The organism is Gracilibacillus oryzae (assembly GCF_009498735.1).
Classification (GTDB): domain Bacteria; phylum Bacillota; class Bacilli; order Bacillales; family Amphibacillaceae; genus Gracilibacillus; species Gracilibacillus oryzae.
In genome coordinates this window covers 1-23702 of record NZ_ML762447.1, presented here as the reverse complement: position 1 = coordinate 23702, position 23702 = coordinate 1, and the positions used below count along the sequence as shown (strand labels likewise).

General features: G+C 36.8%; 12 protein-coding genes and 1 pseudogene. 12 read left to right on the top strand and 1 reads right to left on the bottom strand.

What is annotated here, in order from left to right:
- Positions 1–57: 57 nt before the first annotated feature.
- Positions 58–2073 carry a DUF5693 family protein gene (locus F9U64_RS19140; protein ID WP_153406507.1) on the bottom strand — a complete coding sequence of 672 codons (2016 nt, stop codon included), beginning with the start codon at positions 2071–2073 and terminating at the stop codon, positions 58–60.
- A gap of 828 nt (positions 2074–2901) precedes the next feature.
- Between F9U64_RS19140 and F9U64_RS19135 the strand changes: the two genes are divergently transcribed.
- From F9U64_RS19135 to F9U64_RS19080, 12 genes and pseudogenes are all read left to right on the top strand, one after another.
- Positions 2902–6369 (top strand): S-layer homology domain-containing protein, encoded by a 3468-nt coding sequence (locus F9U64_RS19135; RefSeq protein ID WP_228275802.1) that lies wholly within the window; start codon positions 2902–2904, stop codon positions 6367–6369.
- An 835-nt stretch (positions 6370–7204) separates the two neighbouring features.
- Positions 7205–8719, top strand: a complete 1515-nt coding sequence (locus F9U64_RS19130) for a YifB family Mg chelatase-like AAA ATPase (protein ID WP_153406505.1) — start codon at positions 7205–7207, stop codon at positions 8717–8719.
- Positions 8720–8778: 59 nt separating this feature from the next.
- Positions 8779–9549, top strand: coding sequence for an REP-associated tyrosine transposase (locus F9U64_RS19125; protein ID WP_153406504.1), 771 nt, complete (start codon positions 8779–8781; stop codon positions 9547–9549).
- 451 nt (positions 9550–10000) lie between these two features.
- The gene (locus F9U64_RS19120; RefSeq protein WP_194287444.1) at positions 10001–10477 is read left to right on the top strand and encodes an RpnC/YadD family protein; all 477 of its coding nucleotides are present in this window, start codon (positions 10001–10003) and stop codon (positions 10475–10477) included.
- A gap of 1037 nt (positions 10478–11514) precedes the next feature.
- The gene (locus F9U64_RS19115) at positions 11515–12750 is read left to right on the top strand and encodes a dicarboxylate/amino acid:cation symporter (RefSeq protein ID WP_153406503.1); all 1236 of its coding nucleotides are present in this window, start codon (positions 11515–11517) and stop codon (positions 12748–12750) included.
- A 432-nt stretch (positions 12751–13182) separates the two neighbouring features.
- Positions 13183–14238: a LacI family DNA-binding transcriptional regulator gene (locus F9U64_RS19110; RefSeq protein ID WP_153406502.1), complete on the top strand. Its 1056-nt coding sequence runs from the start codon at positions 13183–13185 to the stop codon at positions 14236–14238.
- A 199-nt stretch (positions 14239–14437) separates the two neighbouring features.
- Positions 14438–15733 (top strand): ABC transporter substrate-binding protein, encoded by a 1296-nt coding sequence (locus F9U64_RS19105; protein WP_153406501.1) that lies wholly within the window; start codon positions 14438–14440, stop codon positions 15731–15733.
- A 72-nt stretch (positions 15734–15805) separates the two neighbouring features.
- A complete protein-coding gene (locus tag F9U64_RS19100; RefSeq protein WP_153406500.1) occupies positions 15806–16669 on the top strand; it encodes a carbohydrate ABC transporter permease in 864 nt (287 codons plus the stop codon).
- Entirely contained in the window at positions 16666–17490 is an 825-nt protein-coding gene (locus tag F9U64_RS19095; RefSeq protein WP_153406499.1) for a carbohydrate ABC transporter permease, read from the top strand. The genes F9U64_RS19100 and F9U64_RS19095 overlap by 4 nt, the downstream gene beginning before the upstream one ends.
- Before the next feature lie 41 nt (positions 17491–17531).
- Positions 17532–19796 (top strand): alpha-xylosidase, encoded by a 2265-nt coding sequence (gene yicI, locus F9U64_RS19090; RefSeq protein ID WP_153406498.1) that lies wholly within the window; start codon positions 17532–17534, stop codon positions 19794–19796.
- Positions 19797–20326: 530 nt separating this feature from the next.
- The gene (locus F9U64_RS19085; RefSeq protein ID WP_153406497.1) at positions 20327–20998 is read left to right on the top strand and encodes a hypothetical protein; all 672 of its coding nucleotides are present in this window, start codon (positions 20327–20329) and stop codon (positions 20996–20998) included.
- Positions 20999–21417: 419 nt separating this feature from the next.
- A pseudogene (locus tag F9U64_RS19080) lies at positions 21418–22983 on the top strand (BCCT family transporter).
- The last annotated feature ends 719 nt before the right edge of the window (positions 22984–23702 follow it).

Below are 23702 nucleotides of genomic sequence, written 5' to 3'. Positions count from 1 at the left end.
TTCGTCTCCTTCATTGTTAAAGCCGTAATAACCTGATAATACAATATGCATCAACCATCACCCTGCCTTTACTAACTTCTGGACTTTACGGTATATAAAGCGATAAATCAGAATTAACACTAAACCAATCAAGAATCCGAGTACTAAACTGTAAGCAGTACGGATCAAGGAAATATAGACTGGTATATGCAAATGGGAGAATGTATTAACAATCGACAGGAAACCAATGCTTCCAGGTATTAATAAGAATCTGCCCCATTTTGGATGCTGTCCCATTACATATAATCCAAAGACAAAGAGTGGGAAGCCAATCAGAAATTCTTTCGTTCTCGGACGTACATAGAGAAGTTCTTCTAATTTTTGACGCAATACAATTTCAAATTCAGGAGCTACACCGGCATTTCCTGTTCGGGTAATGTAATAATAAATTACAGCTCCTACAATTGCTATGACAATTAAATGAGAGTATTTCACTTCTAAGTTAGCAAGCTTTAGAAATACCTTTCCTGATTCCTTAGCCAAATTTTCACTCGTATGTTTTTGATCATCCAACACTAGTTTGATTACTGCCCACAATGCTACAACAACCATTGGAACAACGTAGACAAGGATAACCCCTCTGAACTGAGCAAATCCTGTAATAAACTCATTTCCATTTAAAATTCCAATCATGATCGCAATTCCTGCAAGACTAATGCCAATTGATTGTAAGTAAGTCAACATCAAATGCTTTAGGCCAGGCTTCGCTTTTCTTGCATGTGCATGTATTGTTGCAAAAATAGCAGTTAGAATCGCAATACCCAATCCATATGCCTGTAACATTAATGTCATGTCTGTTACAAGATACCCAGCTGTTAAAATTCCTGCAACAATTATACCGGCGATTCGGATCCACATTAATTGGATAAACTCCAGTGCAAGGAAGACAAAGCCCATCCCTGCGAGCATTACCGCGATCGTTGACCATATTGGTACATCAATCTCATCAAATGGCTGAGGCGTTCCAAGCGTATACTGATCTGGCATATGCTGTGGTACTCTCTCTAATAAGGTAAGAGTCGCTTCCAGACTTTCATTCGCTTCCAGCGTCTCTTTTGATGTATTCTGTGTTGGTATATGAATAAACAGGGAGCGAATGTTTCTTTCTTTCACTGCACGAACAGAACGATTAACAGATTCCGCAATAGAATCCGGATTAACAGTCATACTGTGAAGGCGAATAAAATCAAAATTATTCGTATAAGCGAATGTAGGCATTCCTAGTTGCGTCGTACCTTCAATCGAATAGAAATTATAGCCAGCCTGTTCTAATTGTGCGGCATAATTCTTCATCTTTACGTTATCTGGATAACCGATCACTTCCTCACCAGAGAATAATAAGGTAGAAAGCTGGTCATCTTTTAAGTTGATGATATCCTGAATGGTCTGCCCATTGGTTCTTTCATGGTTCTCAATCCGCAGCACATATTCAAAACCATAATCTTTTACTTCATTAATAATTTCTTCATTATAACCAAGGTATGAATCAAAAACAGAACTATCATCTAACGTTTCCTCTGTTTCTGCTTCAGCTTCTTCAGCTTGTTCCTGATCACCTTCAGCATTAGCTCCTGGTGCATCCACTAGTTCATCAATAAAATAGAGACGTTCAGGTCCTATTGTAATCTCAGTTGGCTGAAAGAACTCCTGAATCTTCTCATCATAATAAGCATCCTCTGGAACAGTGACATAGAAGCCTGTCTCATCTTCCAGCAGGTTGTCTGCATCTTCATGGAACCTGACGATATCCTGCAGTCGCTTTACTTCGTATTTGCTTAGGATATCCAGCTGCTCCCATTTGGATAAAGAATCAGGTTCAAAGGAGATTGTTGTTAAACCTGCATCTCGTAATTGTGTTAAAACTTCTCCCATTTCTATATTATCTTCTTTTGTTAATTCATAAATTTCGTGAAATGGAATAATCATATTATATGTATTGCTGTTCGTCTCAGTATTCCATCTTTCCATTATCCCGGGAACAGCAGCCAGAATAAGGATGATTGTTACAATCCATAAACCTTTTTTTAAATTCAACATGTTACTTCCTTTCCTTATTAATATAGGCAGTGATATATGATAAAACTTTATTTTACATAATTAGTTTAATCTCCCCCTTCGATATTATAACAGATATGTGATGAATAAGGATAGGCTGTTAAAGAATGTAATATTCTTTTATTATTCGTCAGAAAATAAATGAACCGGAGGAACATTGTAGAAATCGGTAGTTGAATAGTAGGAGACGGACAACTATTTTTAGAGATAATTGTAAAATATGAAAAATATTAAGGATATTTGTTTACACAGCTTAATAGTTTTGTTAAAATACCTTTAACTTCTGATAATTTAGGTAGGTCGGAAAACCTATATTGATATGGATTTGTAATCAAAAACAGTCATTATCAGCACATTTTTCACCTGCTGTAAAATTGTTAAAAGTTGTAAAGTTATTAATCTATAAAATTAGCGAAAATACTTGACATTAGTCGGTGCACTAAGTAAACTGATTAGTGAAGAAAATTTTTGCTTAATTTTTACTTGCCTGAGAAACTGTTTTCAAAAAATCTAGTACATAGGTTAATAGTTTCAAAAGTAAAGTAAGTAATATTTTTGTAAAATACAAGGAGGAATTTTTAAATGGCTATTTCTAAAAAGTCAAAAGTATTTGCAACATCTTTAACAGCAGCTGTAGCTGCAAGTGCTGTAGTACCATCTGTTGCTGCTGCAAGTTTACCAGATGTACCTAACACTCACTATGCTGCTGATCACATCAATGCTTTAGTTGATGCTGGAATCATCACTGGTTACGAAGACGGTACATTCAAACCAGAAAGACAAGTTGAGCGTGCGGAAGCTGCTGTAATGCTTTCTAAAATCCTAGGTTACGATGCTTCATCTGCTACAAGCGCTGGTTTCACAGACGTTGATGCTGACGCATGGTATGCAGACTATGTTAACGTATTAGCTAACGACGGCGTTATCGCTGGTTACGATGACAATACTTTCAAACCTGAAGGTACTTTAACTCGTGCTGAATTTGCTACACTAGTAGTACAAGCGTACGGTATCGAATTAGAAGAAGCTGACCACACATTCACTGATGTGCCAGCTGACGAATGGTATACTCCATACATCGAAACTCTTTACGCTAACAACTTAATCGCTGGTAAATCTGCAACAAGATTTGCTCCAGAAGATAACATCGAGCGTGCAGATTTCGCTATGTTATTAGCAAATGCTGATTACGCTTATGGTGATACTTTAGAAAAACCACTTGCTAACGGCGTAGAGCGTATCGTAGCTGTTAACAATACAACTGTAGAAGTTGACTTCGCTGAAGATGTTGATAACGTTGATGCAATTGACTTCGCAATCGAAGGATTAGAAGTTACAAATGCAGTTATTAAACAAACTGATGATTCTGTAGTTGTTCTTACTACTTCTGCTCAAGAAGGTGGAGAAGAGTATACTGTAACAGCTAATGATGAAGAATTAGGAACATTTGAAGGTGTTTCTGCTGTAATTCCAGAAGACATCGAAATCACAACTAAATCAGTTCAGGGTACAGTTGGTGAGCAAGTAACACTTTCTGCTCAAGTTGAAGTTGAAGATGACGAATCTGCTGCTGGTATTCCTGTAACATTCAACATCGTAAGTGACGACGCTGATGTTAATGATAAAATTGAAGTAGAAGTATTCACTAATGACGAAGGTGTTGCTGAGTATTCTTATACTCGTTACTACAAAGAAAATGATAGAGTAGTAGCTTATGCAACTGATCGTTCTAGTGTGAATGATGATGCTATTGTATACTGGGCAGAAGGTATTTCTATCGAAGAAGTAACTGAAGCTGATACATTAGCAAATGGCGCTAAAAAAGTTTACAAAGTAAACACTGATAGCACTAAAGTTGCCTATGATGCAAGTGGTGACAAACTTTATGAATACGTAAATGTTGCATTTAAAGAAAACGTTGATGTTGATCCTGATGAATTAGTACGTAGTGTTACTGTAATTGATACAGGATTAGCTGGATATGATGGAGAATATCCTTCACAAGTAACTACTGGTGGAAAAAATGAAGTAAGAGTTCCAGTTGATGAAGATGGAGAAGCAACATTCACATTAACAGGTTCAAATGCTACAGTTACACCTATCGTATTTGTAGATAATGATTCTGATGGCAAACTTGATGCTAAAGAACTTCAAGCAGAAGGATCCGCAGTTGAGTTTGAACTAGATCACACTCTAGGTTTATCAGTTGAAGCTGAAGGTGTACAACGTTCTGCTGCTCTTACAACTAAAGGTGATGGCGGTAGAAACTATGTAGTTACAGTTACTGATGAAGAAACTGGAAAAGTAGCACCAGAAGATTCTGCTGTGGAAGTAGTATTCCCTGAAGATAGCTTCAGTGAAGATGACACTGTATGGATCGAATATAAAAATGCAGCTGGTAATACTGTTAGAGATGAAGTTTCAGAAGATACTCCTTACACTATTTATGTTGAAGGATCTGACGGGGAAGCTGAATTCAGATTATTAGGTGAGAAAAATGGTTTTGCTACACCAACAGTATATCTTGACAACGGAGATGAAAATAACAAATTAGACTCTGAAGATTTACAAACTGTTGCTGAGAAAACTTACTTTGTAGATGCTGTGGTAAATCAAGCAGTTCTTGAAACTTATAGCTCAGATGACCTTGGTGATGAAACTGATAGAATTAGCACTGGTGAAACTGCTGTATTCTTATACAAATCAGTTGACCAAAATGGTTTCGACTACTATGAAGAAGATGGAGATTATGAAGTATCATACCAAGTATCTCCAAAATTTGCTGATGTTACAGTTTCAGGTAATGGGTTAGCATCAACTACAATTAATAAAGGTACTACTCGTACTGTTAAAGTTGAAGCTGTTAATGGTGTGGCTCAATTATTAGTTGATTCTGCTGATACTGCTATTGAATCTAATGTAACAGTTTCTGCTTCATCTTCTCAAGTTACATTAGAAGACAAACCAGCTACAGTCACTTTCGCTAAATACTCTACTACAGAAGTAACTGGTACAGCAACTGATGTTGATACAGCTGCTGATGAGTTAACTGTTGATGGTGTTCTTTATAGCTATGATGGTGCAGCGTATAAGTTAAATGGCAGCACAATCACTAAGTCTGCATTTGAGGGATATATTAGTGGTGACACTGCAACTGTTTCAATTACTAAAGATGAAGACGGTAAGTTGACGTTTGATGTATTGGGTACAGGAACTGAAGATGTTGATGCTGTTAACAACGCTATTACTGCAGGACAATACAAATCTGCATTAGCAGGATATGAAAACTTCTCAAGTCTTTCAACTGAAGCTCAAAATCATATTGCAAGTGAATTTGCATTAGATACTACAACAGTTTATGATGCAGATACTTTAGCAGCAAGCTATGAAACTGCACTAGTAAATGCTCTAGAAACACTGATTGATGCTGCAGCTGGAGAGAGTACTTATGCAGCGTTTGTAGACGCGGTTGAGGACGTACCAGGTGCTACTGAAGCAGTGGAAGCATTAAACGATGTCACTGATGCGGATGTTAAAACTGAATTTGAAGCATTAATCTCTGGTCTTACTTTTGCTTCATTATCATCTACTGATAGTGCAGATATTTCAGCTGAGTATGTTGCGGATGTTAAAGCTGCAATTTCTTCGGCAACGGCAAATGCAAATGCAACTGATAGAGCAAATGCACTGTCTGATATTACTGCTGCTTTAACTGGTCTTAATGCAGATCCAGCAACTGCTACTTATGCAGATGTAATCACAGAACTAGAAGATAATGATACAGTTTTAGGATTAAACTTAACTGATTTCAATAACTTAGTTCAAGAGGATAAAGAAGCAGTTATTGATGTTCTTTCTTCAACTGGTTATAGTTCAGCTGCAGTTCTTCAGCAAGATTTAGACAATGCTGTTAGTGCCGCGACTGATTTAGACCCAGCATCCATTACATCTGCTGAATTTGATGCAGAGAACAATGAACTTACTTTAGTATTTGATGAAGATATTGATGTAACAGCTACTGTTGCAACTGCTTCAATTGATTTCATCAACGGTACTGTTACAGGTACAACTACAAGTAATTCGGTAAGTGTTAATGGTAATGAATTAGTTATATCTCTTACATCTGCTGTAGCTGATGCATTCGGAGTAGATTCTACAATTGAAGCAATCACATTTGAAGACTCTTCTTCAGCTAATGTTGATGTAATTGATAATGCACTAACACCAAATGAAACAGATTTAACTGATCTAGATGTAACAGTTGTAGCTGAGTAATAATAAGTTAGAAACAGAAACACGGGGACGGTTCTCGTGATTCACTTAGAAAGTCTCGTAGAGCGTAAAAGCTTTGCGAGGCTTTTCTTTTATCTTTATTGAATTAGTGAAACTAGGGGACGGTTCGTTAAGGGGACAATCGGAAGTTTTGCGGGAAAGAAGGCACGATAAGCGGATGTAATCTGCTCATCGTGCCTTCTTTTAATTTTATTTACCTACTCATGCAAAATTTTTGATTGCCCGAGAAGAATGAAGTCGCGGGGTTAGTGCTTCGCCCTTGGGGATTCAATTTTTCATTTCTCTTAGATTCTCTGTTTTTTTATTCTTTCACTTTACAAGGTTTTTAGCCATCGCAAAGCGATTTCGTTCTTCTCCTGTTTCACTTGGGAAAGGTCATGTTGAGAGAAATCTCAGCATGACTTTTTCTATTCTTATTATCTCCATAAATCAACAGGCTAAACTTTTTTCTCAATAAGCTGTTTGAATTCTTTTATCTTCTTTTTCTCTCTAGAAATGTAGGAAGATTCGTCTGCTTCATCAAGGTACATTTCTTGTCAGAGAAATCTCAGCAAGGCCTTTTTAGTATTTATCTTTAATACGGCTTAAAAATATACAAAAAGGAGTTGCGAGCGGTTAAATTATATTATTTCTTAAATAGATTTTAAGATTATTTGTATCCAGATTAACACAGCGCCTACTTGTTATTTATTATGATAATAGTATAATAAACTTAGAACACCTTGCCACAGAATCTCTTCATATTTCCCCAGTATAATCCAACCGAGTATTTTTTCTCTATCGAAAGAACGAACAATTTAATAATGGAGGTCTTTTCATGACAAGTCGAGTTTGTAGTATTGGACTAAATGGAATGGAAGGCTATTTAGTCCAAGTAGAGATACATGTATCGGAAGCAACTGAAACAATGGTTATTGTTGGCTTGCCAGATGCATCAGTTAAAGAAGCGAAAGAAAGAGTGTTATCTGCTTTACATACATTGGAATGTGATGTAACCGATCAGAAGATTGTTGTTAATTTATCGCCAGCCGAACATAAGAAGATTGGGCCACTGTTTGATTTAGCAATGGTCATCGGCGTATTGAAGGAGAGAGGCTACATTTTAGTAGATATTCCTCAAGATACGGCATTCATTGGTGCAATTTCACTTGATGGAAAAATTAATACCATTGATGGAATATTACCAGCACTGATAGCAGCTAAAAAACTGCCAATTAATAAACTTATCCTGCCATATGACGAAAGAATTCCATACGATTTATTCGAAGATAAAATAGAATGTATTATCGTTGACAATGCACATGAAGTAATCAGCTATTTAGAAGGACAGCAGACTTTTTCCCAATTCACTCAAACCCCTCTAACTCGCAAGAAACAGATTTCAAAAAATGACTCCATCAATTTTAGTAAAGATTTCCAATCTATAATTGGTCATAAACAAGCCAAACGTGCATTGGAAATTGCGGCAGCGGGCGAACATCATATCCTTATGACAGGCCCTCCTGGGTGTGGAAAGAGTCTATTATCAGAAACTTTCCCGTCAATTCTCCCCGATTTATCACGTGAGAAGGCTCTTGAAGTAATGGCATTATATCAATTAGCTAAAGAGTCGAATGCATTCACTACTCAACCACCATACAGAAATCCTCACCATTCAGCATCAGCAATTTCCATCATAGGCGGTGGCTCCAACCCAAAGCCTGGAGAAATCTCTTTAGCACATCAGGGTGTTTTGTTTTTAGATGAAATGTCTGAATTCACGAAGAAAACATTAGATATGCTGAGGCAGCCATTAGAATCAGGAAAAGTAACGATAAGCAGAGTCCAATCTACCGTAACCTATATGTCGAAGTTTATTCTAATTGGTGCAATGAATCCATGCCCATGTGGATATGATGGTTCAAGTACAAAAATGTGTACATGCACACCAAAACAGCTAACACAATATAAAAACAGGGTTTCTGGACCGATCTATGACAGGATGGACATTCTATTAAGATTGAATCCTGTAAACATGAATCAGAATTTCTCCGAAAATGAGTCCTCACAAATGATTAAAAACCGTGTAATTGCTGCAAGAAAACAACAAGCAGCCAGATATAGTGGTGATTATACAAATAGCAATATTCCTCTGGAGCACTTATTACAAACAAGCCCATTAACTTCCGATCAATTAAACTTCCTGCAAAAGAAATCCATCGAACAACATTGGTGCAACCGAATTCAAACTAAAATCATTCGTTTAGCAAGAACCATTTCTGATTTAGCTGATTCTAGTAATTTTACTGATGAATCTTTGATAGAAGCGGTGAAACTTAGACAAGTATTATGAGGGAGGAATTCAGACTCTTTCCTTAAAATAATTCTTTATTGGCAGAAAGTGGTGTATATATGCCTCGCAAAGCAAGAGTGAAAAGCAGGACTGGTATTTATCATATTATGTTTCGGGGTGCTAATCGCCAGGAAATATTTCATGATGAAGAAGATAATCTGAAATTTATAGAGATTCTGAAAAAATATAAAGAAAAATTCAATCTGCAATTATACGCATGGTGTTTGATGAGCAACCATATTCACTTACTGTTAAAAGAAGGGCAGGAAGCAATTTCGGTAACGATGAAGCGTATTGCTGTCAGTTTTGCTCAATATTATAACTGGAAATATAGAACGACTGGGCATTTGTTTCAGGATCGATTTAAAAGTGAGAATGTCGAAACGAGAAAATATTTATTAACAGTTGTCAGATATATTCACCAAAATCCACTGAAAGCAGGCATTGTTTCACAGGTTGAGGAGTGGAATTGGAGCAGTTGCCTTCATTATTATGATCGGAACCCTGATGATCCATTTTTAAATAGTGATTTTATTTTGCGAATGTTTTCAAGTGACCGGCAAATTGCTTTACAGAGATTTCGGGAGTTTAATGAAAGGAGTAATCAAGATGTCTGTCTCGATGATAATAAAGTAAGAAAATTAACCGATGAAGAAGCACGAAACAAAATTAAAAAGTTACTTGGTACTAGGGAAATTGCACAAGTAAAGAGCCTGCCGAAGTCAGAGAGAGATAATATCTTACGGAAGGTGAAACAAATAAATGGTATCTCACAACGCCAAAGCGCAAGGATTTTAGGTGTATCTATAAGTCTTGTACATAGAGCTTGAATGACATTTTCCAGTGATTCGAGAACAAGGGGACTCGTGCTTCATTCAGACAAGTCCTCTTGGGAATTTTGACAGAGGAACAGCGTAAGTCTTTTTGAAAAATATATTTTGTATGGTTTTCCAGGGAATCCCGCCAGCCCACGCAATACTTATGATTGTTCCATTCATAACATTTAAAGTTACCGATTGTGATCTAAATACTGGCTGGTAACTTTGGAATGAAACACTAGAACCGTCCGAGAGCACTGAAAAAGCAGGATTAGCTAAAGCAAAGAAACAGGAAGACTGTTAATAAAACGAGTATTAAGAGCAAATGTCCAGTAACGGAAGATTTGTTGATTAAATGAAAATAAAGAACAAATCCTGGCAGCAGTAACGGAAGATTTGTCGATTAGATGAAGAGATTAAAGGCATCGCTCAACTTAAAATTATTCTAACGATTTTTCGAGATATGGCCAAGAAAAACAAACAAAATTCAATCAAAGCAATTAAACGATCTATCTACTATTTACAACAACTGGATGATCAAGAGACAGCTATACAGTACCTGGAAACACTATTACGCTATATGTTTAACATTGATCATCAGCTTACAAAGGAAGATTTTCATGATATGATAAAGTATGTAGAAAGTTCTTATTCTGAAGGGAGCGAAGTGGTGATGACTTTAGCTGAAATATTCCGTGATGAAGGTAAGAGAGAAGGCAAACAAGAAGGCAAAAGGGAAGGCATGCAAGAAGGTCTGGCAAAGGGAAAAACGCAAGCGTTAGCTAGCACGGTCATTCGTTTAATCACAAAATTTGTCGCTCCAGTTCCAGAAGATTTGAACCAGCAAATACAAAAGCAAGATGCCGATACATTAGAAGCTATTATTGACCATATAGATGAATTTAACACAATAAATCAAGTGAAACAGTACTTGAAGTAACAAACCACGATTTAAGATGGCCCCTGTAAAACGGACACTGATAAAAAACTACCTATCAGTTCTGTTTTGCGGGGTTCTTTGTTGCGGAAACACGGGGACGGTTCGAGGGCACTGAAAAAGCAGGATTAGCTAAAGCAAATAAACAGGAAGACTGTTGATAAAACGAGTATTAAGAGCAAATGTCCAGTAACAGTGCAGGAGATTTGTTGAATAAATGAAGATAAAGAACAAATTCTGGCAGCAGTAAGGAAGATTTGTCGATTAAACGAAGATAAAGAACAAATCCTGGCAGCAGTAACGGAAGATTTGTCGATTAAATGAAGATAAAGAACCAATGTCTAGCAACATTCAGGGGATATTCTGGCCAATTTATACAAATATCCTTACAATCTATAATCGCGACTAAGAAATTTGACTTTTTCAGTGCTCTCGAACCGTCCCCGTGCCCTAGATCCTTCCCCCTTTGCGGTGTAGTTGTGCATGAAACGAAGGAACAAATCTTAGAGATGATAAACGAACCTTTTGTTCAGGCAGCTCCTTAGGAGGAGTCATTGACAACTAAAGTTTAAAACTTGTTAACCATAGATAATCGAAACAATAACAACAAAACAATCGATAATAATGTTTCAAGAGCAATGCTTTAAGGGTATTATATGATATCTTAGGAAATAAATATGAAGCAGCAATGTAAACGGTTAATAGCAAGTAATCTTAAATAAAGGAGAGATACTTGTATGTAGGCTTGGTCATTGTGCTTGTTGTCATCGTTGGAGAGATTGCTGTTTGTCCTTCCAAGGCTTCGACATAAATATAACCATGAGGACGTATCTGGTGTTTCATCAATAAAATTTCGAAGAGCGTAAAAATCTTGCGGTGTTATGTAAGAAAGCTAAGCATCAAATAGCCTATGCCGATTTTTAGATGTTCCCCATCCTTTGTTAGAGTCATCATTCAAAATGAACCGCTGGAACCGTCCCCGTGCATCCCCCCAAGCAAATTTTAGCAGAAAAGATAATGAACGAGAAAGGACGAATAATATGAGTTTAACGAAAAAAATACTGATTGCTCTGGTCTTAGGTGTAATGGCGGGTATTGGATTATCGTTGCTGCCGAGTGATATTTTTTCTGTTGTGGATACCTATGTATTAAATCCAGTTGGAGAAATATTTCTAAATCTAATCATGATGATTGTTATACCGATCGTTTTTGTATCAGTTGTCCTGGGAACGACTGGCCTTGGGGACCCCGCTAAGCTTGGAAAAATCGGGATACGTACAATTGGGTTTTATTTATGTACTACTGCTGTAGCTTTAGTGATTGGTCTGGGAGTTGGCTTAATTCTGGAACCTGGTCAGGCGGGCACATTTGATACAGAAAATGCAACGTATGAAGAAGAAGCTGTTCCTCCGATTATGGATACATTTATTAATATAATTCCAGAGAATCCAATCGAAGCAATGTCAACGGGTAATATGCTGCAAATTATTGCTTTTGCTGTGTTTATTGGAATTGCTTTAGCAAGACTTGGTGACAAAACAAGCGGAATACTCAGATTATTTGAACAAGCAAATGAAATCTTAATCTTCCTGGTGAATGGGATCATGCGAACGGCTCCTTATGGTGCGTTTGCCTTAATCGCATCTGCCATTGGAGATGCCGGATTGAATGCATTAGGATCGATGTTAATGTATATGGTTGCTGTCATTCTGGCATTGTTTATCCATGGAGCTATTACCTACAGTTTAGCGATTAAAGGGTTAGGAAAAGCAAGTCCATTAAAGTTTTATAAACTGTTCTTCCCTGCTATGTCTGTTGCCTTCAGTACCTCGAGTTCAAGTGCAACACTGCCAGTTTCAATGAAAATGGCACAGGAAAGACTCGGAGTGAAAAAGTCAATCAGCAGTTTTGTTCAGCCATTAGGTGCGACGATCAATATGGATGGTACTGCCATTATGCAGGCGGTAGCTACTGTATTTATTGCACAGGTATATGCAGAGCCACTTGGCATTAGCCAGATGTTAATGGTTATTTTAACCGCAACCCTGGCAAGTATTGGTACTGCCGGTGTCCCGGGTGTCGGACTTATTATGCTGGCAATGGTGCTGAAGCAAGTCGGCTTACCTGTGGATGGTATCGCATTAATTATCGGTGTTGATCGATTATTGGATATGTTACGTACCTCACTCAACATAACCGGTGACGCTGCTTGTGCGTATATTATTTCAGAAGGCGATAAACGAAACGAGAAAGAGAAAGCGGGAGAAACTGCATAGAATAGGAACAACTCTTTTTTATGGATGAAATATGAGGGTGGTTATGGTGTTTCATCATGAGAATTTCTGGAGGTAAAAAGTTTCCTATGTTAAACATCAAATAGCCCTTGCCTATTTTCAGGTGAGGTCTATTTGTCGCGTCCATGGGTAGAATCACCATGCAAATGAAACGCTAGATTCGTCCTCGTGGTGCTTGTCGCTGTTGATTAAGTCAAGAGCTATAGTGAAAAAATGGATGTTTACTACCTTTGCTTAGTTGTCTTTCTTATTCATAAAAAAAGCAGTAAATAATAGCCGGAAAATTCAAAATTTATTTATGTGACATTAGTAAAATAATATACTTTTTAATTAATAACTTGACAAATAATAGGGTGTAAATAATAATGTCGATTAAACGATGTAAAAACATATATGTATGGAGGTGGCTAACGAATGCGAGTGACGGCAAAAATGATAGCTGATGAATTAGGCTTATCTGCGGCTACTGTGGATAGGGTATTAAATAACAGAAAGGGAGTAAGTGAAAAAACGATCGTGAAAGTGAAGGCTAAAGCTCAGGAATTAGGTTATAAACCGAATAGAGCTGCAAAGTTCCTGGCAACTCAAAAAGTAATCAATGTTGCTTATATACTGCCGGTATTTCCAGATTATTTCTGGGATGATTTAGATCATGAAATTAAAGAAGGAGCAACACTCTACTATGAGTTTGGCTTAATAGTGGATGTGCATCGAGTACATACTGTGCCTGATAACCACCAAATAGATTACATGCAGAAATTAGTAGACGCTAAAGCTTATGATGCAATTGTAATAGCAGCACATGATACAGAACCATTAGAACCAATTATTGCTCAAGCGACCAAAGACAATGTTGCTGTATTCACCATAAATACAGATGTCCCAAACAGTGAACGTATTGCATATGTTGGCAGTGACTATTATGATGCAGGTTTTCTTGCTGGGGAATTAATTCATCTATTTAATAGAGATGCAAACAAAATAGTTTTTATTAGAGAAATAGATGATACATATCAAATGATAAATAAAGAGAATGGGTTTCTAGATTTTTTTAAGAAACAGAACGTGAATCTGCAATTACAAAAAATAAAATATGATACCTCTGCTTATATAGAAAATCAACAAGTAAAAGAAATGTTGACAATTAATAGGGATTTGCTAATAAATGCAGATGCGATTTATGTTGCAGGGGGTTTATTAGATAAGATATTGCCGAATATCGCAGAGTGGAACAATAAACCTGTAATCATTGGCCACGATATTAATGAGACCATTTATCAAGCGTTTCTTAATGATGTCATTACTGCTTCTATTTGCCAGGATCCAATAGCACAGGCTAATTTTTCTCTGAAGAAAATAACGAATTATTTTTTTGAAGATAATAGAGATCCTATAGCTTCCTATATTGTAAAACCAGAAATTGTGACAAAAACAAATGCCAAATATTATATAAATTATAAGAATGGATAATTAAAATCAGAAAATGATTGACGTACATCATTTTCTGGTTTATCATATACTCAAATAGTTAAATATAAAGATGAATGCGCTTAAATGGTAGCGAATTCATCTGCTTTTTAACATAATATGATGTACGTACATCATGAGGGGAGTGTAATTTAAATCGTTTGGGAAATCTAATAAATTAACAAAATTCAGGAGGGGAATTATGAAGTTTAGATTATTTATTATTTCATTAATTATGTTAGTTTCTATGAGTTTAATGGTTGCTTGTGGTTCAAATGACAGCGCTAACAGTGATGGGTCGGCAGATAATGGAGATGAAGTGGTAGTAGATGTATTCAATATAAAGGTTGAAACAACGGAACAACTAAATAATTTAATAGAAATTTATGAAAGCGAAAATGAAAATGTGAAAATTAATGTAACAACAGTGGGTGGTGGACAAGACGCTCCTTCTGCATTGCAAGCCAAATTCTCTTCAGGAGAGGAGCCATCGATCTTTTTATTAGGTGGTCTGTCAGATGTAGAGAAGTATAAAGATTATTTATTGGATGTATCTGATATGGAAAGTGCTAAGACAGCAATTGATGGAACATTGCAGGGAGCAACGATAGATGGAACTCCATATGGGATTCCTTTAAATATTGAAGGCTATGGCTGGATGATTAACAAAGCCATTTTCGAGCAAGCTGGAGTGGACCCTGCCTCTATCGATAGTTATGATAAATTTGTTGAAGCGGTAGAAACAATTGATTCGCAAAAAGAAGAATTGGGCATTGATTCAGTGTTTGCTTTTAGTGCAAAAGAAGATTGGGTAGTCAGTCAATATTCCAGTCAATTTACTGCACCTGAATTTGATAATGATATAAAAACTGCATTTGAAGCGGAAGAGCTTAATTTTGAATATGGGGATCGAATGAAAGAATATACAGACTTATTTAATCAATATAATTATCAACCAATCTTATCATTAGATTACAGTACTTCTGTGGAAGAATTATTTGCAAATGACAGGGCGGCAATCATCCATCAAGGAAACTGGATTGTACCAACATTAAATAGTATGGATGAAAGCTTCGTAAGTGAAAAGTTAGGTATTCTTCCTTTCTTTGTTACTTCAGATACGGAAGGTAAAATTGTAGCAGGTCCATCATGGTATTGGGGAATTAACAAAGAGCAAGATGAGGCAGTGGTAGAAGAATCTAAGAAATTCATTGATTGGATGTATACTTCCGAAAAAGGTAAAGAATTAATTGTACAGGATTTCAAGTATGTACCTGCTCATGAGGGTTATGATACGGACGCAATCTCTGATCCGGTTTCAGCGGAAGTGTATGAATATTTACTAAATGGTAATTCGAAAATCTGGGCAAATAATCAGTATCCTGATGGGTTTTTCTCTGAAGCATTATTGCCAGAATTCCAAAAATATTTAGGAGAACAGCAAAGTTGGGAAGAATTTGAGCAAGCTGCTAGTGAAGCATTTACAGAAATGCGTTAAGTCCCTCAAGAAGGTGGGGCAAAATTCGTCCATTTTGCCCCATCACATACATGGTTAAAAGGAGTGGTAGAATTGAATTTTAAAAAACGCACATATTGGTTATTTCTATTACCAACTCTGTTCGCTTTATTAGTAGTTTTAATCATACCTTTTTTTCAAGGTGTATATTATTCTTTTACATCATATGATGGCTTTCAGGTATCTTCCTTTATAGGTTTGGAAAATTATAAAAATTTATTTTCTGATGAGCAATTTTTATACAGCTTAGGATTTACCGCAGCATTTTCCGTTGTGTCTGTAATTGGAATAAATGTACTTGGTTTATCTTTTGCATTATTAGTTACTCAAAAATTAGGGAAAGTCAGTACATTGTTTCGTACAATTTATTTTATGCCAAACTTAATAGGTGGGATTATATTAGGTTTTATCTGGCAATTCGTATTTTTAAAAGCATTTACTGGTATTGCAGATTTAACTGGCATCGAATTTTTTAGAGGCTGGCTGTCTGATACGCAAACCGGTTTTTGGGGATTGGTAATATTATTTGTCTGGCAAATGAGTGGTTATATAATGGTTATTTATATTTCTTTTCTAAATAATGTGCCAAAAGAACTTTTAGAAGCAGCAACTATAGATGGGGCAAATAGATGGCAGAATTTTTGGAAGGTTAAATTTCCGCTTATTATACCCGCATTTACTGTAAGTTTATTTTTAACCTTGTCGAATGCATTTAAAGTATATGATCAGAATATGGCATTAACTTCAGGTGGACCATTTGGCTCTACGGAGATGGCAACAATGAATATCTATGATACAGCTTTTAAAGTTCAAGAAATGGGATATGCCCAGGCAAAAGCTATTGTATTTCTGATTATCATTACTTTAATCTCTGTTATCCAACTCCAAATCACTCGCAGAAAGGAAACAGAATTATGAGAGTTAAGGAACGTACACATAAATACATCATGTTGTTTGTAGGTGCTGTTGTTTCTTTATTATGGATATATCCTTTCTATTTAGTCCTTGTTAATTCACTAAAGACCAAATCTGGTATTTTTGAGAGTACATTAGGCTTACCCTCAGTACCAACTTTAGAAAATTATCCAATCGCTTTTGAAGAGATGGATTTTATCCTGACTTTTTTTAATTCCATAGTAATTACAGGTGGGAGTATATTTATTATTGTTATTTTTACATCAATGGCAGGATATGCTTTGTCCCGTAAACCTGGAAAAGCAAGTACATTCATTTATTTACTATTCGCTATCTGCATGCTAATTCCGTTTCAATCTATCATGATACCTTTAATATCAATATTTGGTGCAGTAGATCTATTAAATCGAACTGGTTTAGCCATCATGTATTTAGGGTTAGGTTCTAGTTTAGCAGTATTCCTGTATGTTGGTGCGATGAAAGGAATCCCTAAAGCGTTAGATGAAGCAGCGATTATTGATGGTTGTAACAGGTTTCAAGTTTACTGGTACATTATGTTACCAATGTTAAAATCAACGACGGTAACAGTAATTGTTCTGAATGCTATCTGGTTTTGGAATGATTACTTACTCCCATCTCTTGTCATTAATAAGGAAGGAATGTATACCATTCCATTAAGAACATTCTACTTTTTTGGTGAATATTCTACTCAGTGGCACTTAGCATTAGCTGCTTTGGTTATTGCGATGATTCCAATCATCATTTTATATATGTTCTTACAAAGATATATTATCGATGGTATATCTGAAGGAGCAGTAAAATAAATTTATTAATAGAATTGAGGCAATATCAGGAGGTAAAAATTATGAAGTTTACAGATGGAAATTGGCTAGTAAGAGAAGGCTATCAAATCCATTTTCCGAGATTGATACATGAAGTACAAGAAGATGATAATTCTGTTACTCTTTATGCACCTTGTAAATTTTTAAATCATCGGGGAGATACATTAGACGGTCCACTATTGACAATTAATATATCATCACCATTAGAAGATACATTACGTGTACAAACTTGGCATTATAAAGGCGGCAAAGCAAAATATCCTAATTTTGAAGTGTTAGACAATGTAAACAAACTGCAAGTAAAAGAAGATAGCTCATTCATTATCTTCACAAGTGGTAATTTAACATTAACTTTGGACAAGAAGAGTTTTTCCATTTCATTTGCGAACAAGAATGGAAAATTAACAGATACAGATGGCAAAGGTTTAGCATGGATTGAGGGACCTGAAGATAAAACATATATGCGTGGACAGCTCCGTTTAGGGGTTGGCGAGCATTTATACGGATTAGGTGAACGCTTCACACCATTTGTGAAAAACGGGCAATCTGTTGACATATGGAACAAAGACGGTGGTACAAGTTCCGAACAATCTTATAAAAACATTCCGTTTTACCTGAGCAGTAAAGGTTATGGTGTGTTTGTCAATCACCCAGAGGAAGTAAGCTTTGAATTAGGTTCTGAAACGGTATCCCGCTCTCAATTTAGTGTAGAAGGAGAATATTTAGACTATTACTTTATTAATGGGCCTTCACCAAAAGAAGTTGTTAGTCGATATACGGAACTAACTGGAAAACCGGCACTCCCGCCTGCATGGTCGTTTGGACTATGGTTATCCACGTCATTTACAACTGAGTACAATGAAGAAACAGTCAATCACTTTGTTGATGGAATGGCGAAGCGTGGTATTCCGCTTAGTGTATTCCACTTCGATTGTTTTTGGATGAAAGAATTTGAATGGAGTAATTTTATTTGGGACCGACGGAATTTTCCGAACCCGGAAGGTATGCTGAAACGGTTAAAAGACAAAGGTCTTAAGATCTGTGTCTGGATTAATCCTTATATTGCACAGAAATCCCCACTATTTGATGAAGGGATGAAAAAAGGTTACCTGATTAAAAAGCCAAATGGGGATGTGTGGCAATGGGATTTATGGCAGGCTGGAATGGGCATTGTTGATTTCACAAATCCTGATGCATGTGCCTGGTTCCAGGAAAAACTTAAGGCATTGCTCGACATGGGTGTTGACTCTTTTAAAACAGATTTTGGGGAGCGAATCCCAACAGATGTGGTTTATTATGATGGCTCAGATCCGCAAAAAATGCATAATTATTATGCCTACAAATACAATGAGGTAGTATTTGACTTATTGAAAAACGAAAAAGGCAAAGAAGAAGCGATTGTTTTTGCGCGCTCAGCGACAACTGGCGGACAAAAATTCCCTGTACATTGGGGCGGAGATTGTGATTCAACTTATGACGCAATGGCGGAAAGTTTACGTGGCGGTTTATCATTGACAACATCTGGGTTCGGTTATTGGAGTCATGATATTGGCGGTTTTGAAAATACGGCAACACCTGATGTCTTTAAACGGTGGACAGCATTTGGTTTGCTTTCCAGTCACAGTCGTTTTCATGGAAGTTCATCCTATCGCGTTCCATGGAATTTTGATGAGGAAGCAGTCGATGTCGCGCGTCATTTTACCAATCTAAAAAACAGCATGATGCCATACATATACGGGCAAGCTGTTGAAAACAGCAAGACAGGTATACCAGTTATGCGTTCGATGGTGTTAGAATTCCCTGATGACCCGTTATGTGAAGCGTTGGATCTTCAATATATGTTAGGTGACTCGATACTAGTTGCCCCAATTTTCAATGAAGAAGGGCTCGGATCTTTTTATTTGCCGAAGGGACGCTGGACGCATCTTTTAACAGGTGAGGTTATTGAAGGTGGTACATGGATTAAAGAAAGATATGATTATTTCAGCTTGCCACTGTTTGTTCGCCCAAATACGATATTACCAGTTGGAGCCAATGAAGAAACTCCTGTTTATGACTATAATGATGAAGTAACGTTCAGAATTTATCAAGTGGATGAAGGTAAGACGATTACACGCTCATTAGTAGACGCTAAAGGAAATGAAACCGGATCCATAACAGTAAGCCGAACCAAAAATGAAATGGAAGTAGCAGTAGAAGGTATTACAGAAGCATATCATATAGAAATTGCTGGCAAGGATAGAATAAGCCCGGAGCGAGGGACTAAAAAAGTTAAACTTGAATTATAATAGAGACAGTGGGACGGTTCTCTTGCTTCATTCGAAATTGTCCCCACGGGAAATTAGGCAGAGGAACAGCCTAAATCGTCGTACTGGTTGAATTCTATATACTAAAACGGAAGAAAGCTCTGTGGAGAGTGAAATCTCTGCAGGGCTTTTTTTGTTTTTATTGAAATAGTACAACCCGGTAACTTTCTAGAAAATGAAACGCTAGACTAAATAGGGCTATTTGATGTTTAACATTCTTAAAGACCCAGGAAATTCTCATGATGCACCACGGGGACGGATGCTAATAGCATTAGTAACAATGGTTGTAACTATTGTCGTCTATCTAAACAAAAAGAAATAGCCACCTGCTCGCCAAAGTACACCAGCGTCCTTCATGTTTCGAATATTCCATTAACTAATAGTCAATAATAAAGGAAGCAATACCTTTCACTTCACTTTTCAGAAAAGGTAAGATAGTGTAAAATGTGTAACGGTTGCATATGAAGGAAAATTAATTATGTAATTATATTTTATAGAAGGAGGTAGTGGAATTGAAGCTTTTACAAGTAAGAAAGGGACAATTTGTTTATTACAATAATGAACTTCACAAGGTTTATTCCGTCAAACCAATGTTCCGTAAATCTGTCCATTTGTATCGATTAAAGGATATGCGGCAAATTCTGACAAGTGCTGGTGAAATTCAACTGTGCAAGCCAAAACATATGGATTCATTTATTTTTTATGGTCATCGCTATACAATTGATAAGGATAAGACTCCTGAAAAAGGCGATTATATTCTAATTATTAAACCTGCACCAGATTTCCTTGATCGCTATTCTCTTAATGAGGTTGAAAAAGTGGATAAGGTGGAAGACGGTAATATCGTAACAACAAGGGATAATGGCGTGAAACATCATGAATATGTAACTATGGTCCCTGGAAAATTAGAAGGAAGCATAGATATTGCTTATTTTGATCGGAATATGGTTTCTGAGGAGCAATTACAAGTGGATGAATCACCGAGTCTGCTGATAGAATCGGATAGCCATATTAAACCATCTGTCGGTGATATTTATTTAGATTACGAAACAGGCACGAGATTTATGATTGTTGCTTTGACGGAAAAAGAAATCATCTGTGGTCATGGTCCGCGTTTATCTTTCAGTGAGCTAATCAACGAAGAACGATATACACCAATTTATCGTGAAGAAGAAGATTTTTAACTTCCAGTAAAAGCGCGGAGACAGACTAACACCAAAAACGGATCGGTTTGCGTCGCAGGTTGCTACTTGGAAAGCGTAAGTAAGCATGGGGTTAAATCCTTTTATCCCCACAATGTATGGCAACTGCACCTGTATAAAAAGAGCGGTTGCCATTTTTGATAATCCTATTGCAATGGCCTTCATCCAACCTGTTCATGACGAAAGGGAGAAATCCCAGAATGTGTTTGATGTGACTCAAGACACTTTCCACTTCCATCTCATGTTTTCTCACCGGTTCTTAGCTTGATTGCAACCGATATTTTCCCGTGCTGAGATTTGTATATATGAAGTTAAAGATTCACATGGGCTGTTCTCTCATTTTTAAGTTACATGAAGAGAATCTGTCTATCAAACAAATTCGAAGAGGATGAAACTAAAATATGAATGAAAAGAAAAAGCAATTTTCTAATGTATTCACGTACGCCTCAATAGTAGTTGGAATATTAGTACTTATAGGTGCTGTTTTTCCTGATAAATTCGGGCAAGCTTCCAGCGCTGTTGGTGCATGGATTACCGAAACTTTTGGATGGTATTATCTTACAATCTTTACTTTAATTTTATTCTTTTGTGTATTTTTGATTTTTAGTCCAATTGGTAAACTCAAGCTGGGTAAGCCATCTGACAAACCTGAGTTTGGGACAATATCATGGTTAACCATGTTGTTTAGTGCCGGAATGGGGATTGGTCTTGTTTTTTATGGTTCATCTGAGCCAATCTCACATTATCTTGCTCCGCCAACTGCTGATCCGGAAACAAAAGCTGCCTTAGCAGAATCGATGAGATCAGTGATTCTGCACTATGGATTTCACCCATGGGCTGTATACGGTATTGTAGCACTCGCGCTAGGGTATGCCCAATTTAGAAAAGGTGAAGTAGGTTTAATATCGAAGACATTACGACCTATATTAGGGGATAAAGTAGATGGCCCTATAGGTACTGTTGTTGATGTGTTAGCGGTATTTGCAACAGTTATTGGGGTAGCCGTTTCTTTAGGTGTAGGAGCAATGCAGATCAATGGAGGTTTGGATTACCTTTTTGGTATTCCTAACAACAAGTTAGTACAAGGTATTATCATTGCTGTTGTTACTGTACTGTTTTTATTTAGTGCCTGGAGTGGTTTAAGTAAGGGTATTCAGTATTTAAGTAATTTAAATATGATATTAGCAGGTCTATTGTTTGCAGCTGTCTTAATTTTGGGTCCCACTTTATTTATCCTCAATATGGCAACTAGTTCGACGGGTGATTATTTAAATACATTTTTATTTAACAGTTTTGATGTCGCTCCATTAAACGAACAAAAACATGAGTGGCTTCAGTCTTGGACTATATATTATTGGGGTTGGTGGATGAGTTGGAGTCCATTTGTAGGTATATTCATCGCAAGGATTTCAAGAGGTCGGTCCATCCGGGAATTCGTCATTGCGGTATTATTCGTACCAACCTTTGTAAGTATCCTTTGGTTTAGTGCCTTTGGTCTGACAGGGATTGAAGTAGCACAAAATGCACCGACTATATTTGAAATGCCACCTGAAACTCAGTTGTTTGCTATTTTCAATTAACTGCCTTTAAGTTTCGTTTTGTCTATTATAACTGTGGGGCTTATCTCTTCTTTCTTTGTTACTTCAGCCGATTCTGCAACATTTGTTTTAGGTATGCAGACTGCTTTTGGAACATTAAGTCCTGCGAATTTTGTAAAAGTCGTATGGGGATTATTGTTATCATCCATCGCATATGTCTTACTTCTGTCAGGTGGAGAAACTGGCTTAAATGCACTGCAATCTGCAGCAATTATAGCGGCATTGCCATTTAGTGTAGTGGTAATACTGATGACGATAGCCTTCTATAAGGATGCCAATAAGGAAAGAAAATACTTAGGATTGACCATCACACCGAATAAAAAAAGAATGAAAGAATATATTGAAAATGATGGCCAGATTAAAAGGTGATAGTTAATATTGAATGGGAAACACGGGGACGGTTGGAGACTTTTACTAGTCTCGGGTCGTTCTCGTTTTTTTAGCTAAACAGCAAAGGTAATCTAAACCTTAGATATTTGTAGATAAAAAAATCAAACAGTGTATAAGGATATTTGTAATGAATTGGAGGGGATTTCCATGAGGAGCCTTTCGAGATTGGGAAACAATAGTGAGGTTAAAGAAAAATGGCATGAATATGAAGCGCAATCTAAAGTGTTAATGGATGATTTTGCGGCATGAAGAGAAGAAGAGTTGTGAGAAATGCAAAGAAGGAGTAGCGGAAGGATTTGAAAAAGGAATAGCAGACCCTCTGAATGCCATGACGCGAAAGAAAGTGAGTGCTCAAGGTATTCAGGACTCCTTTGAATGCCATGGCGTGGAAGAAAGTGAGTGCTCAAGTTATTCAGGACTTCTCTGAATGCCATGGCGCGGAAGAAAGAAGGGACTCAAGGCATTCGGGAGTCCTCTGAGTACCATGGCGCGAAAGAAAGAAAGTCAAGTCCTTTTTTATGTGTAAATATAGATACAATGTTAACAACCCAATTCACATAACACATATTTGTTCTTTTAAAAATTAGGTAGTATTCTCAATATGTTCACTGATTCACATATAATCCTCCCATCCAGCCACAGCTTTGCTGCTGGTCCTTGACTGTCGGTGCCCCTTCTTGGTGATCAGTAGTTGGGTG